Annotated in this window: 19 protein-coding genes; 12 read left to right on the top strand and 7 right to left on the bottom strand. The window is 60.1% G+C overall.

Annotation, left to right across the window (positions count from 1 at the left end; translation table 11 throughout):
- Positions 1–107 precede the first annotated feature (107 nt).
- The 5 genes from ACSQ3J_RS23215 to ACSQ3J_RS23195 are packed head-to-tail and all read right to left on the bottom strand — an operon-like array spanning position 108 to position 5,612.
- Positions 108–1,127 (bottom strand): histone deacetylase family protein, encoded by a 1,020-nt coding sequence (locus ACSQ3J_RS23215; RefSeq protein ID WP_060502244.1) that lies wholly within the window; start codon positions 1,125–1,127, stop codon positions 108–110.
- Positions 1,128–1,136: 9 nt separating this feature from the next.
- The gene (locus tag ACSQ3J_RS23210) at positions 1,137–1,649 is read right to left on the bottom strand and encodes a GNAT family N-acetyltransferase (RefSeq protein WP_112834656.1); all 513 of its coding nucleotides are present in this window, start codon (positions 1,647–1,649) and stop codon (positions 1,137–1,139) included.
- A complete protein-coding gene (locus ACSQ3J_RS23205) occupies positions 1,649–2,581 on the bottom strand; it encodes a 3-keto-5-aminohexanoate cleavage protein (RefSeq protein ID WP_112834662.1) in 933 nt (310 codons plus the stop codon). Before ACSQ3J_RS23205 ends, ACSQ3J_RS23210 begins: the two co-directional genes overlap by 1 nt.
- A 7-nt stretch (positions 2,582–2,588) precedes the next feature.
- Entirely contained in the window at positions 2,589–3,953 is a 1,365-nt protein-coding gene (locus ACSQ3J_RS23200) for an aminotransferase family protein (RefSeq protein ID WP_060502246.1), read from the bottom strand.
- 21 nt (positions 3,954–3,974) lie between these two features.
- Complete coding sequence (locus ACSQ3J_RS23195) at positions 3,975–5,612, bottom strand: N,N-dimethylformamidase beta subunit family domain-containing protein (protein WP_060502247.1); 1,638 nt, start codon at positions 5,610–5,612, stop codon at positions 3,975–3,977.
- Between the two features lie 106 nt (positions 5,613–5,718).
- Between ACSQ3J_RS23195 and ACSQ3J_RS23190 the strand changes: the two genes are divergently transcribed.
- Positions 5,719–6,705 carry a LysR family transcriptional regulator gene (locus ACSQ3J_RS23190; RefSeq protein ID WP_060502248.1) on the top strand — a complete coding sequence of 329 codons (987 nt, stop codon included), beginning with the start codon at positions 5,719–5,721 and terminating at the stop codon, positions 6,703–6,705.
- A 69-nt stretch (positions 6,706–6,774) separates the two neighbouring features.
- On the opposite strand, the gene ACSQ3J_RS23185 is transcribed toward ACSQ3J_RS23190, so the two are convergent.
- Complete coding sequence (locus ACSQ3J_RS23185) at positions 6,775–7,428, bottom strand: phosphoribosyltransferase (protein WP_060502249.1); 654 nt, start codon at positions 7,426–7,428, stop codon at positions 6,775–6,777.
- 228 nt (positions 7,429–7,656) lie between these two features.
- Between ACSQ3J_RS23185 and ACSQ3J_RS23180 the strand changes: the two genes are divergently transcribed.
- From ACSQ3J_RS23180 to ACSQ3J_RS23130, 11 genes are all read left to right on the top strand, one after another.
- Positions 7,657–8,373, top strand: a complete 717-nt coding sequence (locus tag ACSQ3J_RS23180; protein ID WP_060502250.1) for a FadR/GntR family transcriptional regulator — start codon at positions 7,657–7,659, stop codon at positions 8,371–8,373.
- A complete protein-coding gene (locus tag ACSQ3J_RS23175) occupies positions 8,370–9,542 on the top strand; it encodes a PLP-dependent transferase (protein ID WP_060502251.1) in 1,173 nt (390 codons plus the stop codon). The genes ACSQ3J_RS23180 and ACSQ3J_RS23175 overlap by 4 nt, the downstream gene beginning before the upstream one ends.
- Before the next feature lie 43 nt (positions 9,543–9,585).
- The gene (locus ACSQ3J_RS23170) at positions 9,586–10,845 is read left to right on the top strand and encodes an ABC transporter substrate-binding protein (protein ID WP_060502252.1); all 1,260 of its coding nucleotides are present in this window, start codon (positions 9,586–9,588) and stop codon (positions 10,843–10,845) included.
- 111 nt (positions 10,846–10,956) lie between these two features.
- The gene (locus ACSQ3J_RS23165; protein WP_060502253.1) at positions 10,957–11,898 is read left to right on the top strand and encodes a carbohydrate ABC transporter permease; all 942 of its coding nucleotides are present in this window, start codon (positions 10,957–10,959) and stop codon (positions 11,896–11,898) included.
- A 4-nt stretch (positions 11,899–11,902) separates the two neighbouring features.
- On the top strand, positions 11,903–12,736 hold the full coding sequence (locus tag ACSQ3J_RS23160; protein WP_060502254.1) for a carbohydrate ABC transporter permease: 834 nt from the start codon (positions 11,903–11,905) through the stop codon (positions 12,734–12,736).
- Positions 12,737–12,740: 4 nt separating this feature from the next.
- A complete protein-coding gene (locus tag ACSQ3J_RS23155; RefSeq protein ID WP_060502255.1) occupies positions 12,741–13,811 on the top strand; it encodes an ABC transporter ATP-binding protein in 1,071 nt (356 codons plus the stop codon).
- A gap of 104 nt (positions 13,812–13,915) precedes the next feature.
- Positions 13,916–14,512, top strand: a complete 597-nt coding sequence (locus ACSQ3J_RS23150; RefSeq protein WP_060502256.1) for a class I SAM-dependent methyltransferase — start codon at positions 13,916–13,918, stop codon at positions 14,510–14,512.
- Between the two features lie 57 nt (positions 14,513–14,569).
- Positions 14,570–15,151, top strand: coding sequence for an isochorismatase family protein (locus ACSQ3J_RS23145; RefSeq protein WP_060502257.1), 582 nt, complete (start codon positions 14,570–14,572; stop codon positions 15,149–15,151).
- 124 nt (positions 15,152–15,275) lie between these two features.
- Entirely contained in the window at positions 15,276–15,668 is a 393-nt protein-coding gene (locus ACSQ3J_RS23140) for an MAPEG family protein (protein ID WP_060502258.1), read from the top strand.
- A gap of 38 nt (positions 15,669–15,706) precedes the next feature.
- Entirely contained in the window at positions 15,707–16,057 is a 351-nt protein-coding gene (locus tag ACSQ3J_RS23135) for a YciI family protein (RefSeq protein WP_037110310.1), read from the top strand.
- Positions 16,057–17,295: an RNA polymerase sigma factor gene (locus tag ACSQ3J_RS23130; RefSeq protein WP_060502259.1), complete on the top strand. Its 1,239-nt coding sequence runs from the start codon at positions 16,057–16,059 to the stop codon at positions 17,293–17,295. The genes ACSQ3J_RS23135 and ACSQ3J_RS23130 overlap by 1 nt, the downstream gene beginning before the upstream one ends.
- 1 nt (position 17,296) lies before the next feature.
- On the opposite strand, the gene ACSQ3J_RS23125 is transcribed toward ACSQ3J_RS23130, so the two are convergent.
- Positions 17,297–18,517: an adenylate/guanylate cyclase domain-containing protein gene (locus ACSQ3J_RS23125; protein ID WP_060502436.1), complete on the bottom strand. Its 1,221-nt coding sequence runs from the start codon at positions 18,515–18,517 to the stop codon at positions 17,297–17,299.
- Between the last annotated feature and the right edge of the window lie 116 nt (positions 18,518–18,633).

The raw sequence follows: 18,633 nt of genomic DNA, 5'->3' as shown, positions 1-18,633 counted from the left end.
CGCATCTCTAACTGGCCCAACTGTCGCATTACTAAATAGCCCTTACAAAAGAAGATCGCGTAATCTATCTTATGGAACCAAAGTAACGTAGGATGATCACCGGACAATCAGCCCGCAAACCCCGTCAGAAAAGACGTCAGATTGGCGCTGAGTTCGTCGCAGAGATAACCACCTTCCTGGACGATGACGGTCGGCAAGCCAAGATTGCTGATGGCTTGGGCAATGCGGGCAAAGCCTGGCGTCGAGACGGAAAGCCCACCGAACGGATCACCTTCGAACGCGTCAAGGCCGAGGGCAACAACCAGCGCATCCGGCGCATAAGCTTCGATGCGGCGGTTGGCAGCGTCCAGGGCTTCCAGAAATCCGGCGTCGGCGGTCTTGCGTGGCAGCGGCAGATTGTAGTTGTAGCCCAGACCCAGGCCCTCGCCGCGCTCGTCGGCATTGCCCCAGAAGAACGGATAGAACCGCACCGGATCGGCGTGCAGCGACACCGTCAGGACGTCGCTGCGGCCGTAGAAGATTCCTTGCGTGCCGTTACCGTGATGCAGATCCACGTCAAGGATGGCGACACGTTTCGACGACGTCAGCAAATGCTGCGCGGCAATGGCGGAATTGTTGAGGAAGCAAAACCCGCCAGCGACGTCGGCAAAGGCGTGATGGCCCGGCGGGCGGCAGAGTGCGTAGGTATGGCGTGCACCGGCCAGAACCGCTTCGGCCGCTTCTACCGCACTCCAGGCACTCCAGCAGGCGCTGCCCCATGTGTCGGCGGAGATCGGGCAAGCCGTGTCGGCCATATGGTAGCCGGCCTGGCCGACAGCCGAGGCCGGATAGCGTCCGGTCCGCGCCAACGGATGAATATTCGGGATCACCTCCTCCGAGGCGCCCTCGATCCGCTGCCAGCGGAGAAAAATGTTCTGCAGGAATTCGAGATATTCCGGCGTGTGGACAGCAGCGATCGGTTTCAAGCCATGATCACGCGGCCTAATGATCTCGGATCCGGCGGCTTTTGCGCCCTCCAGCAGGCGTGCGATCCGCTCCGGCTTTTCCGGATTGGGCTGCGGCGCACCGCTGGAGAGGAACATTTTCGGATCGTGCTTTGCCTGCTCTTGCGCATAGAAGGTCTTCATACCCATTCCTCAAACCCCGCTTTCGTGCTGTCCCGCTAGTGCTTCGAACGTCTCGCCATAGGCCGCATGAATCCGTTCTTGCTCGGACCAGGCAAGTCCCATTCGCTCGTAGAAATGCTGCGCCGAAACATTCTTCGCATCCACCGACAGCCGCAGATAGGTGCCTCCCCCCGCGTGGACATGCGCTGCGGTGTGGCGCAGAAGCGCCACACCGATGCCAGCGCCCCGAAAGCGCTCTTCGACGACGATGTCCTGAATATAAGCGCCCTTTTGTCCACGCCAGGTCGAGAAGCTTTGGAAGAACAGACACATGCCGGCAAATTCGCGGTCAATTTCGGCAAGCAGCACCATAAACGCGGGCTGCGGGCCAAAACCATGCTTGCGAAGGTCTTCCGGCGTTGCCGTGACTTTGCCTTCAGCATCGAGATGCCGGGCAATGCTCAGCAAACCGGTATGGATGAGATGCACGTCTTCAGCCGTTGCGACACGGATTTCGACGCCCTGGTTCGAGACATCCGCCATCAGAAGGCCACCCGATCGCCGCCCTTGAGCGCCAGCATGGTACGTGCCTCCTCCGGCGTCGCAACCTCCAGCGACAGGGCTTCAAGGATGGTGCGGATGCGGCTCACCTGCTCTGCATTGGACTTGGCAAGCTCCCCCCGTCCAAGATAGAGGCTGTCTTCCAGCCCGACGCGAACATTGCCGCCCATCGCAGCTCCCATGGTGATCAATGGCATCTGCTGGCGGCCCGCCGCCAGCACCGAGAAACGATAGTCGGCGCCGAACAGCTTGTCGGCAATGCGCTTCATATGGCTGAGATTATCGGGATCGGCACCGATGCCGCCGAGAATGCCGAGCACGAACTGAATGAACAGCGGGCCCTTTACCAGCCCGCGATCATAGAAATGCTTCAGCGAATAGAGATGGCCGACGTCGTAACATTCGAATTCGAAACGCGTGCCACACCCCTCACCCAGCCGCTTCAGAATGTCTTCGATATCGGCAAACGTGTTCTTGAAGATCGTGCCGCGCGTCGCCTCCAGAAGCTGCGGTTCCCAGTCGTGCTGCCATTCCATGCCGGGCTTGGCGAGCGGGAAAATGCCGAAATTCATTGAGCCCATATTGAGCGAGCACATTTCCGGCTGCGCCTGCAGCGATGCCGCCAGCCGCTCGTCCAGCGTCATCAGCGAACTGCCGCCGGTCGAGATATTGATGACGGCATCGGTTGCCTGCTTGATGCGTGGCAGGAATTGCATGAACACAGAGGGATCAGCGGTCGGCCGTCCATCGGCCGGGTTGCGGGCATGCAGGTGCAGGATCGATGCGCCGGCCTCCGCCGCAGCGATCGCCTGTTCGGCGATCTGGTCCGGCGTTACCGGCAGATACGGACTCATCGACGGCGTATGGACGGAGCCGGTAACGGCGCAGGTGATAATGACTTTGTTCTTCATGATCCCGTTCTCAGCCGTTGACCGGCAGATCAAGTTCACGTGCCAGCTGTTCGAAGCTATCGCCCAGGATCGAGACCATTTCGCCGATTTCCGCCGCTGTAATCACCAGCGGCGGGGCAAGGATCAGGTTGTCAGCCTCATAACCATCACCGCGAATCCGGCGGGAGTACAGGATCAGCCCCTTGTCGTAAGCGATATCGAGCAGCCGCTGGTTGGTCGCCTGCGCTTTCGGGAAGGATTTGAAGGTCACCGGATCGGCGACGAGATCTGCACCGATCAGGAGCCCCCTGCCGCGGACTCCGGCGATGAAGGGGAAGCGCTTCGACAGGTTTTCCAGCTCGGACTTCAAGAGATCGCCCATTGCGGCAGCATTGGCCTCGACGCCGAGCCGCTCCATCTCTTCGAGGACTGCGAGGCCCGCAGCACAGGCGAGCGGATTGCCGGCATAGGTATAACCGTGCTGGAAGCCACCCATGTCGAGCACCGGCTTTACCAGCTTTGCCGAGGCAGCCATGGCGCCGAGCGCCGCATAGCCGGAGCCAATGCCCTTCGACAGCGTGATGATATCCGGCTTGCAATTCCAGTGATCGCCGCCGAGATATTTGCCGGTGCGCGCAGCACCGCTCATGACTTCGTCGTGGATCAGCAGGATACCGTATTTGTCGCAGATCTCGCGGATGCGCGCAAAATAGCTGTCGGGTGCAACCAGGGCCGCTGTTGCCGCGCCGCCGATCGGCTCCATGATGAAGGCAACGATGCTTTCCGGCCCTTCGGACAGGATTTTTTCTTCCAGCATATCGGCATAGCGCAAACCACGCTGTTCCATCGTCAGGTTGTCGCGATCGCGATAAGCTGTCGGTGCCGGGATGGCCGGCATTGGCTGAATCTGCGGCGCAAAGGTTTCCGTCAGTGCCAGGTCGCCGGTAACGCCAAGCGCACCCATCGTGCCGCCGTGATAGGACGGAAACCGGCAGATGACCTTCCAGCGCTTCGGCTGATTGGTGGCAACAGCCCATTGCCGTGCCAGCTTGATCGCCGATTCCACCGCTTCCGACCCACCGGAAACGAAGAAGATCCGATCCAGATCCCCGGGCATTTTTCCGGCAAGACGCCGGGCCAGCTCTTCGGCCGGTTGGTTTTCGAAATGCAGCCGATAGGCGAAACTTGTCTTCTCCATCTGCCGCTTCATGGCTTCAATGACATGGCGGTTACCGTGGCCGATATTGCTGACCATCGGCCCGCTGGAGCCGTCGATGAAGCGGCGGCCGTCCTCGGTCCAGAAATAAATGCCTTCGGCGCGGTCGACCAGCGGCCGGCGCAGGCGCGTGACATAGAAGAGATGGGATGCGGGCCGCTCGTTGGCTTGGATGTTCATGATGCTCTGCTCTGGCTGAATTTATCGATTGAGATAGCGGTTAAGCACATTGGCGGTGACGCGCTCCACCATGGCGTCCTTCCGCAGCAGGCCCGCCACCCATTCGCAGGTTCCGGCGTGGAAAACCTCGCCCTTCCCCCGCTTGAAATTGATGATCATCCCGTTGCTGTAGCGGACTTTTTCCATGTTCTCGTCGGAGGCTTCGCCATAGAGGGTTTCGGCGATGAAGCGGCCATCCTCGTCGCCGAAGAACAGGTCTTCGCGCGTCAGGATATCGCTCTCTTCGACCTGGCTTGCCATACCGAGCGCGAGGATTTCCAGTCCTTCCGGCGCGCCGCTGTCGGCTGTTGGATAAGGCAGTCCATGACGGATTTCATAGGCGAGACCATCGACTTCGTAGCCGTAGATATGGCTGTCGGCTCCCAGAAGGTCACCATAGAACAGGCCGGTTCCGGCAAAAGCCCAGTGACGCGGCCGGTAGATCGGGAAGCCGCGAACGCCGCGCGGCGCACAACCGCCCCAGCCGGAATAGACGCCATTCGTCGCGTTGAGCCCGAAGGTCAGCGCGCCGGGACGGCCAATTTCGGGCGCTTCCCAGGAATTGGTGGCACGGGTGACGTCGCCGTTTTGGTAGATCGGGTCTTCCTTGCGGGCCACATATTTGTAGCAGACCTGCCGCTGCCCCTCATCTTCCAGCCGCGTCTGCCACATGAAATTGCCGGCAAAGCGCGCCACATGCCCGCCCTGATCGACATAGGCGTCGACGGCGTCGCGCATTTCCCAGGTCCAGTATTCGTCATGGCCAACGAAGACGACGCAGTCGTAGTCGTTCAGTATATCCGGATCGTTGTGCAATTCGTGCTGGCTGGCGAGATCGACATCGTATCCCACCCGCTCGGCCCAACGGAAAAACTGACTGTCGTAACTGGCCCAGCCGGACGAGGTGTATTTCTTCGAATAGCCGTTGGCAAAAGCCCATTCCATATGCGGATAACGCGGAATGGTGCCCGGCGGCAGGCTTACTTCCAGCGGCACACGGGGCGCATCCGGCGGCAGTACCACGAAGCCACGGCAAAGCGGCCGCTCGATACTGACAGTGGTGGCATACTTGTCGCGGTTCGGGCCAGTGATGCCCTGATAATGGTTCGATCCACCCCAGGTATTATAGGCTGTCCAGGTGCCGGTGGCGGCAACCTGCAGGATCCGGCCTGGCTTTGGACCGGGTTTTGGCAGGACAATGATCATGTGGTGACACTGGATCGGCTTGCCGTCGCGTCCCTCGGCCGTCAGCGTGATGCGGTAGGCGCCAGATGGCCAGCTGTCGTGAACCTGGAAAGCAAAGGTCGGTTCCCAGCCGCAGCCGAGCACGGAGACCTGATCAGGCGTTTCCTGCCAGGCCGTGGCGATATCATCGGTGCCATAAACGCTTGTCTCGACCGCCCCGTCGCGGACGATCTCCAGCCGGCAGGAGGACGCTGTCGAGCTGATGTGCAGATCCACCATCTCACCGGGCGCATAAGCGTAAGCGCGCGTATAGCACCAGATCTCGCCACGCTCGCCGTCCATGCCCGGATATTCGTAATAGTGACCGCGCACCGCCTGATGCCGTTGCTCGGCGGTCAATCCGAAATCGGGGAAAATTTGGGTAGTATCGGTCACGTCACGCCTCGCTGGGTCTCCGGTGACGACGATCAAACCACAATGGACTTGGCCCGACAAATACATTAGGTGAAGGACCAGCATTCACCAAATGAATGAGGCAACTATGCTCAGCCCGAGACGCCGTTTCGTCTGGGAGATCGACTGGAACCTTCTGCGCACCTTCACGGTGATCGTCGAAGAAAAGAGCCTGACAGCTGCAGGCAACCGCCTGTCGCTGAAGCAGCCGACCATCAGCAACGCACTGCGCCGCCTCGAAGAGCATATGGCCTGCCGCCTGATCGACCGATCCTCCAACCACTTCCGCATGACGTCAGCTGGCGAACGGCTCTACGCGGAATGTCTGACAATGTTTTCGATCGTCACCGGCCTGCCCGATCTCATCAAGGACGACCCCGACCTGGTCACCGGCCATGTCGAAATGGCCTTTGCCAGCCATATCGAATGCCCGTTCCTTGATCGCTTCCTTGCCGATTTCCACAAGACCTTTCCGCGGGTCAGCTTCTCGACCACCGTTTCCGCCAGCCAAACGGTCATCGACAATGTCCTATCCGGCGAGGCCTGCCTGGGCATCTGCCTTGCCCACGAAAAGCACCCGGAACTGGACTACACCGTGCTTTATCGCGAACATTTCGGCTTCTTCTGTGCGCCCGGCCACCCGCTGTTTGGAAAGCGCGACACCGATATTACCGAACTCGCAACGCTGGACTACGTCTCCTTCAAGACGGATCAACTCGGCGGTGCCTTGGCGCCAATCGCTCGCCTACGGCAACGGGAGAATTTCAATGGGCCGGTGCTGGGGCTCTTCACCAATCTCGAAGAAGTCAAGCGCCTCATCAAGGTCGGGTTCGGCTTCGGTCCCTTGCCGATCCATGTGGTGGCAGCCGACATCGAGGCACGGCAACTCTGGCAATTGCCGCCCTATGAAAACCCGCCGGCTGCCGATGTCTATCTGGTCACCAAGCGTTCTGCGCGCAGCAGCAGGGCTGAGACCTTGCTGATAGACCGGCTACTCGCCGCCGTCGCGGCCGTGCCGCTCAGCGAACGGACATATCCGCGCGGAATTGCAAACCCCGAGCTTGAGAGTGCCTAGCACCTGCATTCCTCCACAGAATGGGACAGCCGCTCACCGCGATCCTCCCCCACCTCCGACTGTCAACCGTTACGCTGACCCACTCTGATTGGCGACCTCCAGCGCGGAAATGACTTCCGCGTCGCTCACCTGGCGGAAATCATCGTAAAAATGCCCGACGGCGCGAAAGACGAATGGCGCTTCGAGGCAGATGAGCGCATCAACGTTTCGCTCCAACTCCTCCAGGGAAACGGCCGGCGCAACCGGAACGGCCAGCACCAGTTCCTGCGGCCCCTGGTTCCGAATGGCCTTAAGCGCCGCCTTGACGGTGGAGCCGGTGGCTATGCCATCATCGACAACGATGACCACGCGCCCGGCAAGCGGGATAGTGTTGCGATTGCCGAGATAAAGCCGCTTGCGCCGCTCGATCTCCATCTGTTGCGATCTGCATATCGCCGAAAACTCCCTGTCGCGGATTCGCGCCTGCCGGATGACGTTTTCATTGCGAACGATGATTGGCTCTGGCCCATCCACAATCGCGCCCATCGCAAGCTCGGAATGGAAAGGCACACCGATCTTTTGGACGAAAAGGAGATCCAGCGGCGCATCAAGCGCACGGGCAATTTCCGCAGCGACGGCGACGCCGCCACGCGGAAGCGCAATCACGACCGGGCATTTTCCGCGGTAACCTGTCAGTGCAGCAGCCAGTCTGGAGCCTGCGTCCTTGCGGTTTGCGAATGACATCTCGCACCTGTCCGTTTCAACCGCAGGAATACTCCAGCCCCGATGCGGTGTGGCCAGTTTAACCTATCGCCGGGCAGGGCGCCATTTCCACCATCCCGACCGGTATTCGTCGCGCCAGCCATTCCAATGCCCCCCGAACCGTAATCCGCCCCTTGACGCACTCCTTGCAATTTGCATTATTGCTCAGATGTCAGACCAATTCTGGTTTTAACTAGAAAGCGGACAGTGATGCAGAAGGATGCAAGAGCGGCACTCGCCCCCCTGCCCCCGGCCGACCGGGCGCAGCAGGTGACAGCAGCGCTTGCGGACTATATCCAGCGCTCCAACCTCGTTCCCGGCGACCGTCTTCCGGCCGAGCGAGAGCTGATGAGCGCCCTTGCCGTCGGCCGTTCGACCATCCGCGAGGTCATCCGCCATTTTCAGGCGCTCGGTGTCGTCGAGGCCCGCAAGGGCAGCGGAACCTACCTGCTGAAGCCGATCTCCGGCAGCACCATCCACATGCCGCTATCGCTGGAAACGACGCATCTGCGTGATGTGCTGTTGATGACGCTGGAAGTGCGCCGGGGTATCGAGGCGGAAGCTGGCATGGTTGCAGCCCGCGTCCGGACGCCGGAAGACGTGCGGATGATCGAAGAAAAGCTCGATGAGATGGAGCGGGTGCACCTGTCCAAGGGTACATCCGGCCCGGAAGACCTGGCCTTCCACCTCGCCATCTATGACGCCACCCACAACCCGCTGTTCAAGCAATTGCTCGAACAGATGCGCGGCGCTTTCGAACGCTTCTGGGAATGGCCTTTCGACCGGCTGGATTTCGCCCGCCGCTCCTTTCCATTCCACCGCACCCTCTTCAATGCGATCGCTGCTCAGGACCCTGAAGCCGCGCGCGCTGAAACACTGAAAATCCTCGCGATCGTCGAGGAAGACATCAAGGAAATGTCCAAATGAGCAACGGGTTTGATCCGTTCGAAGATGCCTCTCTCATCGTCACCCATGACGTGAGCAATGCCTATGACGCCGTTGTGCCGCCGATCGTGCAGACGTCGCTGTTCACCTTCACCGATTATGACGACATGGTCGCGTCCTATCGCGGCGAAAAGGTCCGGCCGATCTATACGCGCGGCCTGAACCCGACCGTGCGGATCTTCGAGGAAATGTTGGCCAAACTTGAAGGTGCTGAAGACGCTATCGGCTTTGCCAGCGGCATGTCGGCGATCTCCTCGACGGTTCTGTCTTTCGTCGAACCCGGCGACCGCATCGTTGCGGTCAAGCATCTCTATCCCGATGCCTACCGCCTGTTCGGTACGTTTTTCAAGCGCATGGGCATCGAGGTTACCTATGTCGATGGCCGCGATGAAGAAGAGGTCGCCAAGGCCCTGCCCGGCGCGAAGTTTCTTTATCTCGAAAGCCCGACGAGCTGGGTGATGCAGACCCATGATGTCGCAGCGCTCGCAGCCTTGGCCAAGTCGCACGGCATTACCTCCGCGATCGACAACAGCTGGGCAAGCCCGGTCTTCCAGCAGCCGATCTCGCTCGGCGTCGATCTGGTCATTCATTCCGCTTCGAAATATCTCGGCGGTCATAGCGACGTCGTCGCTGGCGTTGTTGCAGGCTCCAAGGAACTGATCGGACGCATCCGCTCGGAAGCCTATCCCTATCTCGGCGGCAAGCTGTCGCCGTTCGATGCCTGGCTTCTCATCCGCGGCATGCGCACGCTGCCGATCCGCATGAAAGCGCATGAGCAATCCACTGTCGAGATCACCAAGCGTCTGCAGGCGCATGATGCAGTCGAATCGGTGAACTATCCCGGCCTCGCCAATCATCTGCCGCCCGGCCTCAAGGGCACATCCGGCCTGTTCTCGTTCATTTTCAAGGAAGGCATCAATGTCCGTACCTTCTCGGATCACCTTGAGCTGTTCAAGCTCGGCGTCAGCTGGGGCGGGCACGAAAGCCTGATCGTGCCGGGCGAAGTCGTCCTCTCGCAAAAAGCACAACCTAATTCCGCGGTCGCCTTCGGCATCAGTCCGCGGTCGGTACGGCTCCATGTCGGCCTGGAGGGAACGGAGGCCCTCTGGAGCGATATCGAAGCGGCAATCGCTGCCGCAGCGATAGGCTGACACGACAGCATGCAACCCAACCAACAATAAAAGGGAAACGAAAATGAGGAAACTGATTGCCGCGACCATGGTCGCCACGCTGATGGCAGGCACGGCTCTTGCCGACACCAAGCTGAAGCTGGTTGAAGTCATCACCAGCCCGGAACGTACCGAAACGCTGAAATCGATCGTCGCCAAGTTCGAAGCCGCCAACCCCGGCACGACGGTCGAGATCATCTCGCTGCCCTGGGGCGAAGCGTTCCAGAAGTTCGCCACCATGGTTTCTGCAGGCGAAATCCCAGACGTGATGGAAATGCCCGATACCTGGCTGTCGCTCTATGCCAACAATGGCATGCTTGAAAGCCTCGAGCCCTACCTGAAGACCTGGGACCAGACGCCTGAACTGACCGATCGCGCGCTCGAACTTGGCCGCGACATCCAGGACACGGCCTATATGCTGCCTTACGGCTTCTATCTGCGCGCCATGTTCTACAACAAGAAGATCTTCGCGGAAGCAGGCGTCGATGGCCCGCCGAAGACGATGGACGATTTCGTCGCCGCCGCCGAGAAGATCAAGAAGCTGCCGGGCAAATATGCCTATTGCATGCGCGGCGGTCCGGGCGGCCTCAACGGCTGGATGATGATGGGCGCCACGATGGCGGGCGACAACACCTACTTCAACGCCGACGGCACATCGAAATTCTCGGAAGAAGGCTGGGTCAAGGGCTTCACCTGGCTGATCGACCTCTACAAGAACGGCTATGCGCCGAAGGACAGCGTCAACTGGGGCTTCAACGAGATCGTCGCCGGCTTCTACACCGGCACCTGCGCGATGCTCGACCAGGATCCGGACGCGCTGATCGCCATCGCCGAGCGCATGGACGCGGCCGACTATGGCGTCACCACCATGCCGAAGGGTCCGTCGGGCAAGACATTCCCGACCATCGGCTTTGCCGGCTGGTCGATGATGTCGGCGAGCGCCAACAAGGACCTGTCCTGGAAGCTGATTGCCACGCTCGAAGGCCCGGAAGGCAATATCGAGTGGAACAAGAAGATCGGCGCCCTGCCGGCCCTCAAATCCGCCGAGAAGGATCCTTTCTTTGCAACGGATCAGTTCAAGGGCTGGTTCGAGGAACTGGCCGACAAGGACGCCATCCCGACGGTGATGCCGACCTATCTGGAAGAGTTCGCCTTCTTTAAGGATTCGATGGCGATCAAGACCAGCCAGGAAGCCATGCTCGGCGATATCACGCCGGAGGAAATGGCCAAGCAATGGGCTGACTACATGACCAAGGCTCAACAGAAGTTCCTCGCGAGCAAATAAGTCATCAGCCTTTAACCGCAGGCACCGGCATGATGCCGGCTGCCTGCGGCCCATTCCCCTGACGGAAAAGCCGGCACGCCTCCCCGCGCCGCAAACTGGAAATATTTGACGATGGCTTCACATGCAGCAGCCCGCAATGGCGGCGCGCGCAGGGACCAGCGGCCGCTGAAGAAGCGCCTTGCCGATGCCTCCGCCCCCTATCTCTATAGCGCGCCCGCGCTGATCCTGATCGTCACCGTCATGCTGGTGCCGCTGGTGCTCGGTATTTCCTATGCTTTCCGCGATATCCAGCTGCTCAATCCCTTTTCCGGCGGCTTCATTGGGCTCGATCATTTCAAAACCCTGTCGCAAGACCAGAATTTCTATCGGGCCTTGAAGAACACGCTGTGGTGGACAGGCTGGTCCGTGCTGCTGCAGTTCGTTCTCGGACTGATCCTCGCGCTGTTGCTCGACAAGCCGTTTGCCGGACGCGCCATCGTGCAGGCGCTGGTCTTCCTGCCATGGGCAGTTCCAAGTTTTCTTGCCGGCCTCAACTGGGCCTGGCTGTTCAACCCCGTCGTCGGCCCCATTCCGCACTGGCTGTTTTCGCTCGGCTTGATGAGCGAGCCCTACAATATCTTGTCCGATCCGCAGCTTTCCATGTGGGGGCCGATCATCGCCAATGTCTGGTGGGGCATCCCGTTCTTCGCCATCACGCTCCTGGCGGCCCTTCAAGCGATCCCGCGTGATCTCTACGAGGCAGCCAGCATCGATGGCGCCGGGCCAGTGCAGCGATTCATCTCGATCACCCTGCCCTTCCTCGCCCCGACCATTGCCATCACGGTGCTGCTGCGGACAGTGTGGATTTCAAACTTCGCCGACCTGATCATCGTCATGACCAATGGCGGACCGGCCGACCGCAGCCAGATCGTCGCCAGCTACATCTTCACCCAGGCCTTCAAGCGGCTGGATTTCGGCTATGCCTCAGCCATCGCACTGGTGCTGCTGGCGCTTTTGATCACCTATTCGATGCTGATCGTGATCCTACGTCAGTGGCTGTTGAGCAAGGATTGAGATCATGACCGGCAAACGCATCGCCTCCATTCTCGCGCACCGTCTAGCCATTCTCGCCTATGTCGTCTTCGCGCTGTTCCCGCTCTACTGGTTGTTGAAAGTCTCGGTCACTCCCAACAAGCTGCTCTATTCCGAGGGCATCAGGATGTGGCCGTCGCAGACCAGTTTCGAGCATTTCGACTTCGTCTTGAAACACAGCGAATTCCCGACCTTCTTCAAGAACAGCCTGATCGTTTCCGGCTCGACGGCGATCATCGTCACCGTGCTCGCCTCCTTGGCGGGCTATGCAATGTCGCGCTTCACCTTCCGTGGCAAATACTGGATCGTGACGCTGATGCTGCTGACCCAGATGTTTCCGCTGGTCATGCTGGTGGCGCCGATCTTCAAGATGCTGTCGCCACTCGGGCTGACCAACAGCCTCACCGGCCTCGTCATCGTCTACACCGCCTTCAACGTGCCGTTCGCCACCTTCCTGATGCAGTCTTTCTTCGACGGTATCCCGAAGGATCTCGAGGAAGCCGCGATGATCGACGGCGCCACCCAGTTCGTCGCCTTCCGTCAGATCATCCTGCCGCTGACGCTGCCGGGTATCGCAGCCACCCTTGGCTTCGTCTTTACGGCCGCATGGAGCGAGCTGCTGTTCTCGCTGATGCTGATCTCCGGCAACGACTCCGCGACTTTCCCGGTCGGGCTGCTTTCCTTCGTCTCGAAATTCTCGGTCGATTTCGGACAGATGATGGCGGCGGGCGTCATGGCGCTTATCCCCGCCTGCCTGTTCTTCCTGTTGATCCAACGTTACCTCGTGCAGGGCCTGACGGCCGGCGCCGTGAAAGGCTGATCCCATGGCATCCATCGATATCGCCGCCATCCGCAAATCCTACGGCATCCATCCGGTGCTGCATGGTGTCGACCTTGAGATCAAGGATGGCGAGTTCGTTGTCCTGGTCGGCCCATCCGGCTGCGGCAAGTCCACGTTGCTGCGGATGATTGCCGGCCTGGAGGCCGTCACATCGGGTGAAATCCGCATCGACGGCAAGCGCGTCAACGATCTTGCCCCGAAGGACCGCGACATCGCCATGGTCTTCCAGTCCTACGCGCTTTATCCGCATATGAGCGTCGCCAAGAACATGAGCTACAGCCTGCGGCTCAGGAAAACGCCGAAGGAAAAAATCGCTTCGGTTGTTGCCGGTGCCGCCAGCAAGCTCGGACTCGACCCGCTGATGGAACGCCGCCCGAAGGCTCTCTCCGGCGGCCAGCGCCAGCGCGTTGCCATGGGCCGCGCCATCGTGCGTGAACCGAAGGCCTTCCTGTTCGACGAACCGCTGTCCAACCTCGATGCCCGCCTGCGCGAACAGATGCGCGCCGAAATCAAGAAGATGCATCAGGATCTTGGCGCCACCTCGATCTATGTCACGCACGACCAGATCGAAGCGATGACACTGGCCGACCGGATTGTCGCCATGCACGGCGGCGTCATCCAGCAGGTCGGCAGCCCCCTCGAACTTTACGACAATCCGGCGAACCTCTTCGTCGCCGGTTTCATCGGTTCACCCGGCATGAACTTCTTCGAAGGCCGCTACATGGTGACCGGCGACAGCGCCAGCTTTGCGCTCACCGGCGGCGTCACGCTGCCGCTCAGTGGCACCGCCAATCTTATCGACGGCAGCCGCGCCACGCTCGGCATCCGGCCGGAACATGTGGTTCTGGGGGCCGAAGGTCCCGACGTCCTGAAGGCCACCGTCGATCTGGTCGAGCCGACCGGCTTCGGCATCATCGTTCACCTCAAGCTCGGCCCGGTCGCCTTCAAGGCCTTTACGCTCGACCGGCGGTTCCTGGGCATGCACGGTGAAGTGAATGTTAGGCTTCCGGTCAAAAACCTGCATTTCTTTAACGAGGCCGGACAGAAGGTCTGACATTCTGATCCGGAAGACGGGCTCAACGTCCGGTTTTGACATTGCGAGTGACTTTCAGTATTTTCAATATAAACAATAGTTTATGAGAAAACTCTGAAAGAGCGATGTCTCACGATCGCGACACCTTGCGCTTCTACGAAATGGAAGCCGCCAAATACACATCCAGAGGCCAGGAGCCGAGCGAGAGCCGGATCGCGAACTTTCTGTCGCAATTGCAGCCCGGCGCAAGCATTCTTGAACTCGGGTGCGGCGGTGGTCAGGATAGCGAATTCATGCTCGCACGGGGCTTCGACGTCCGCCCGACGGATGGCACTCCCGAAATTGCCCACGAAGCGGAAAAACGCCTCCGGATCCCGGTTGCCACATTGCTGTTCGGTGATCTGAATGAGCAGGCCATGTATGACGGCGTCTGGGCCAATGCGTGTCTTCTCCACATCCCCAGAGCCGGCCTGCCGGACATCCTCGCCCGCATCCATGCCGCGTTGAAACCCGGCGGGGTGTTTTACGCCAGCTTCAAGGCCGGGGAAGCTGAAGGCCGCGACGAGTTCGACCGGTATTACAACTATCCCTCCGAAAGCTGGCTGAGAAACGTCTACGCGCAGCTTGCCTGGGCATCGGTCTCGATCGAAGCCAAAGCAGGGGGCGGCTATGATAACAAGCCGACCGAATGGCTCCACGTCATGGCGACGAAACGGCCTTGACCTCCATACGGCATCCCACTTCTTCCGACGTTACGAAAGCCAACGAGGTAGGTTTTGATGGAGCGATCAGAAAGCGTTGAGGCGACAGCGGATGCCCTGATCGTTGTCGATGTGCAGGTGGCATTCGTCACCGGAATCGAGGCTGTTCCGGACCATTCCACGTTGCTGGCGGCAATCGAGGCTTTGATGACCGCGGCGCGTACAGCAAAGGTGCCGGTTATTTTCCTGCAAAACGACGGAGAGCCCGGAACGGTCGATGAGCCGCATCGGCCCGGTTGGGCACTTCACTTTCCGCCACTTGCCGATGAGAGCGTCGTGCGGAAAACCACAGATGACGGTTTCGACGGTACGCCCTTGCACAGGCTGCTCGCGGCATCCGCCGTGCAAACCGTTGCCCTCTGCGGTGTGCTGTCCGAAATGTGCGTGGCAGCGACGGCACGGGCCGCCATCCAGCGCGGCTATCACGTCATCCTGCCGCATGACGCTCATGCGACCTATGACGTGCCTCCAGGTCCCGGCGGATCGCCAATGGTTCCAGCCAGCATGGCGGCGCGGGCAGCGGAATGGTCGCTCGGGGACGAGATCACCATCGCAGCATCGCTTGCGGATATCCGTTTTTCCAAATCCACGGAAAAATAGCATCCAGTCTCGCTGCCCCAGCGGCGGCATCAAAAAAATACGAAATAATTTTCACGCCATGTCGAAATCCCAAAACGAGCAACGTTCTTGGGGTGTAGAGACAGAAACACAAAGAGTAACAGCAATGAATTTTCCGATTACCTCGCTTTACGCGGTCGCTCTGACCGTCATTTTCCTGCTCCTATGGATCAATGTCAGCAAAACCCGTTCGGCGCTTAGCCTGTCCATCGGCGACGCCGGCAATGTCGATCTGCATGAACGTATCCGCCGGCACGGCAATTTCGTCGAATGGGTGCCGATGATCCTGATCCTGATGGTGCTGGCCGAGGGACAGGGTGCAGGCCCGCTCTGGCTGCATGCGGCAGGCGCACTGACGGTGGCCGGTCGGATCTTGCACCCGTTCGGACTGCGCGCCAATGCACCGGCCCATCCGCTGCGGATCATCGGCAACACCGCCTGCATCCTCGCGATGGTTGTCCTCGCTGTCGCTCTCACCCTTTCGGCCTTTGCCCTTTGAACTGAAACCGTGAATATTCCAAACACAGGAGACCTTCTATGCAATATATGGCGCTGATTTATGGGGATCCATCCGTGGAACCGGCCTATGGCACACCTGAATTCGAGACAATGATGCAAGGTTATGCCGCCTTTAGTGAAATGCTGAAGGCCGCCAACGCCTATGTCTCGGGCGAAGGCCTGCAAGGTGTCGAAACAGCCACGAGCGTGCGCGTTCGGGGCGGCAAGGTCGAAACGATGGACGGACCCTTTGCCGAAACCAAGGAGCAGTTGGGCGGGTATTACATCTTGGATGTTCCCGATCTGGATACGGCACTTCGCTATGCCGCGATGATCCCTTCCGCCACCTACGGCACCGTCGAAGTCCGGCCGGTAATGGACTATAGCTGATGCACTCAGCTGCCCCCGATCCTCAAGCCGTATCCCGGGCCATTGATGCCCTGGCGCGCACGGACCGGGGGCGGCTGTTGTCGGCACTGATCGCCCGGCTCAAAAACTTCCAGTTGGCCGAAGATGCGCTGCAGGACGCACTGGCTTCCGCCGTCGTGCATTGGGGACGAACGGGGGTTCCCGCCTCACCGCAAGGTTGGTTGCTGAAGGTTGCGCTGCGCAAGGCAATCGACCTGCTGCGCAAGGATGCCCGGGAAGATCGCAAGACCGCCGAGATCGCCCGCCTCTCCGTGGACGAGGCTCACGAGAATACGACAGACGACATTCCCGACGAACGCCTGCGGCTGATCTTCACCTGTTGCCATCCCGCGCTGGAATCGAAGACCCAAGTGGCACTCACCCTGCGCACGCTTGGCGGCTTGAGCACGCCCGAGGTCGCCAGCGCCTTTCTCGACAACGAGACAACCATGGGCCAGCGATTGACCAGGGCACGCGCAAAAATCCTTGCTGCCGGCATCCCGTATGTGGTGCCCGGTCCGGAAGCCTGGGCGGAACGGCTGCAATCCGTGCTGACCGTCGTCTACTTGATCTTCAATCAGGGCTACTCCTGTGCCGCGGGGGACCGGGTGCGGCAGCTCGGCGAGGAGGCAATCTATCTCGGGCACATGCTCGACAGCCTGCGGCCGGGCGAGGCCGAGATCGAGGGGCTTTTGGCCCTGATGCTGATTACCGAAGCCCGCCGGGCGGCACGGCTGGACGCCGATGGGACAAGCATTCCCATTGCCTCGCAGGACCGCAAGCTCTGGAACGATGGGCGGATTGCCGACGGCCTTTCTTTGCTCGACCGGGCGATGGCCCGCCGCGCTGCCGGCCCCTTCCAGATCAAGGCGGCAATCGCCGCCCTGCATGTCCAGTCCGAACCGCCGGACTGGAGCCAGATCGTTCTGCTTTACGACAGCCTGCTGCGCATGGAGCCGACCCCGGTGGTGCAATTGAACCGCGCCGTGGCCCTGGCCGAGGCCGGTGCACCGGAGGCCGGTCTGCGCGTTCTGGAATCTCTGGCGTCGGTGCTCGATGCCTATCAGCCATTTCATGCGGCCAACGCAGAACTTTTGTCGCGGTGCGGCCGGACCAGTGCCGCACTTGCGGCCTACGACCGCGCCATCGACCTTACAAGCAATCCGTCGGACGCAGCCTTTTTGAGGCATCGCCGCACTCAGTCCACCGAAAGCCTTTGACCTATTCGGCAGCCTTTTCCAACGGCATCAGCGTGAACAATTCCTGGGCGCGCTTGACGCCACGCAGGGCATAACGCCCGATCGAAACGACTTCGGAATTGCGCAGAGGAGGTGCTGCGGCAACGAACTGCGATGACATGATCACGCTGCGATCGACGAAGCGGCACATCGAGGCGATGCGGCTGACTTCGTTAACGGCTGGCCCGATGACGGTGAAATCCAGCCGGTCGCTCGAACCGATATTACCATAGAAGACATCACCAATATGCAGCCCGAGATAAACCTCGGTTACTGGGCGCCCTTCGAGCATGCGCAACTCGTTCAGCCCCTTCAGCTTCGCGCGCAAGTTCTGTTCCGCCAGCAGCGCCCGCCCACAGGCGTCTTCGCGTTCCTCGGCCTTGAAGATCGCCAACGTGCCATCGCCGATCAGCTTCAAGACATTGCCGCCGGCCTCGTGAATGGAGGAAATCACCGCATCGGCATAATCATTGAGAAACGGAATGATCTCGTCCGGCGGCAGGTTGTCGGAGATACGGGTATAATTCTGCAGATCGGAGAACCACAGAACCGCCGAAATCCGCTCGGCCTTGCCACGCGATATGCGGCCTTCAAGCACCTGCTTGGCGGCGTCCTCGCCGAGATAGACCTCGGCAATGGTCCGTGAAATACGCGTCAGCGATCCCGACTTGATCGCCAGCGCCAGCACCGGAACCAATTGCCGAAGGGCTGCCAGATCTTCCTCGCGAAAACCCTCCTCGTCCATTGTCGTCCAATGCGAGTAAAAACAGTCCATGTCACCGATATGGCTGTCCTGGGCGAAGCGATGGATCATCGCGACATAGTCCTTGTGTCCAGCCGCCAACATGACATCCAACATGTAGAAATCGGTCGGGTCGCCGAAACCGAGGCGCCTTCGGATCTCGTTCTGATTTTTTTCGCGCAGGTGAAAGAACGCCGAGCGCTCCCAATTTTCAGCCGAAACACCCTCGTTCGTCGGCCCGTATTCGAAAGCCGCTTTCACGGGCTCTTTGCTGTCCCACTGGAAGGCCCGCCCCTCATAGACCGGATGCAGCGTATCGATCAGGGCAAGGCCGCGATCAAGTCGCATTCCGGCGGCACGGGCGCGCTGGCAGAAGCCGTTGACGATGTCCATTTCGTCGACGCCCTTCAGGCCCTGCGTCGTCAACCAGGCGGAAATCTCGCTGATATCGTCTGCGTTCATGTCGATTTCCTTGGTTCCGGCGGACATTCACACGTCTAGCGCATAACCTATCGATCCGGAATCGATATAAGGAACGGCCGGCCGGGTCGATCGGCCATGCGGGGAAGACGTGCGAG

The sequence above is a fragment of the Rhizobium sp. LjRoot98 genome (assembly GCF_964252935.1).
Classification (GTDB): Bacteria; Pseudomonadota; Alphaproteobacteria; order Rhizobiales; family Rhizobiaceae; genus Pararhizobium.
The sequence above is the reverse complement of the archived record's forward strand: the minus strand, read 5'-3'. Positions and strand labels throughout refer to the sequence as shown.

What these genes read in the sequence shown, in the direction of transcription:
- ACSQ3J_RS23215 (WP_060502244.1), bottom strand. Translation starts at nt 1,127, where the DNA reads ATGAAGACCTTCTATGCGCAAGAGCAGGCAAAGCACGATCCGAAAATG.
- ACSQ3J_RS23210 (WP_112834656.1), bottom strand. Translation starts at nt 1,649, where the DNA reads ATGGCGGATGTCTCGAACCAGGGCGTCGAAATCCGTGTCGCAACGGCT.
- ACSQ3J_RS23200 (WP_060502246.1), bottom strand. Translation starts at nt 3,953, where the DNA reads ATGAACATCCAAGCCAACGAGCGGCCCGCATCCCATCTCTTCTATGTC.
- ACSQ3J_RS23190 (WP_060502248.1), top strand. Translation starts at nt 5,719, where the DNA reads ATGCTCAGCCCGAGACGCCGTTTCGTCTGGGAGATCGACTGGAACCTT.
- ACSQ3J_RS23185 (WP_060502249.1), bottom strand. Translation starts at nt 7,428, where the DNA reads ATGTCATTCGCAAACCGCAAGGACGCAGGCTCCAGACTGGCTGCTGCA.
- ACSQ3J_RS23180 (WP_060502250.1), top strand. Translation starts at nt 7,657, where the DNA reads ATGCAGAAGGATGCAAGAGCGGCACTCGCCCCCCTGCCCCCGGCCGAC.
- ACSQ3J_RS23175 (WP_060502251.1), top strand. Translation starts at nt 8,370, where the DNA reads ATGAGCAACGGGTTTGATCCGTTCGAAGATGCCTCTCTCATCGTCACC.
- ACSQ3J_RS23170 (WP_060502252.1), top strand. Translation starts at nt 9,586, where the DNA reads ATGAGGAAACTGATTGCCGCGACCATGGTCGCCACGCTGATGGCAGGC.
- ACSQ3J_RS23165 (WP_060502253.1), top strand. Translation starts at nt 10,957, where the DNA reads ATGGCTTCACATGCAGCAGCCCGCAATGGCGGCGCGCGCAGGGACCAG.
- ACSQ3J_RS23160 (WP_060502254.1), top strand. Translation starts at nt 11,903, where the DNA reads ATGACCGGCAAACGCATCGCCTCCATTCTCGCGCACCGTCTAGCCATT.
- ACSQ3J_RS23155 (WP_060502255.1), top strand. Translation starts at nt 12,741, where the DNA reads ATGGCATCCATCGATATCGCCGCCATCCGCAAATCCTACGGCATCCAT.
- ACSQ3J_RS23150 (WP_060502256.1), top strand. Translation starts at nt 13,916, where the DNA reads ATGTCTCACGATCGCGACACCTTGCGCTTCTACGAAATGGAAGCCGCC.
- ACSQ3J_RS23145 (WP_060502257.1), top strand. Translation starts at nt 14,570, where the DNA reads ATGGAGCGATCAGAAAGCGTTGAGGCGACAGCGGATGCCCTGATCGTT.
- ACSQ3J_RS23140 (WP_060502258.1), top strand. Translation starts at nt 15,276, where the DNA reads ATGAATTTTCCGATTACCTCGCTTTACGCGGTCGCTCTGACCGTCATT.
- ACSQ3J_RS23135 (WP_037110310.1), top strand. Translation starts at nt 15,707, where the DNA reads ATGCAATATATGGCGCTGATTTATGGGGATCCATCCGTGGAACCGGCC.
- ACSQ3J_RS23130 (WP_060502259.1), top strand. Translation starts at nt 16,057, where the DNA reads ATGCACTCAGCTGCCCCCGATCCTCAAGCCGTATCCCGGGCCATTGAT.
- ACSQ3J_RS23125 (WP_060502436.1), bottom strand. Translation starts at nt 18,517, where the DNA reads ATGAACGCAGACGATATCAGCGAGATTTCCGCCTGGTTGACGACGCAG.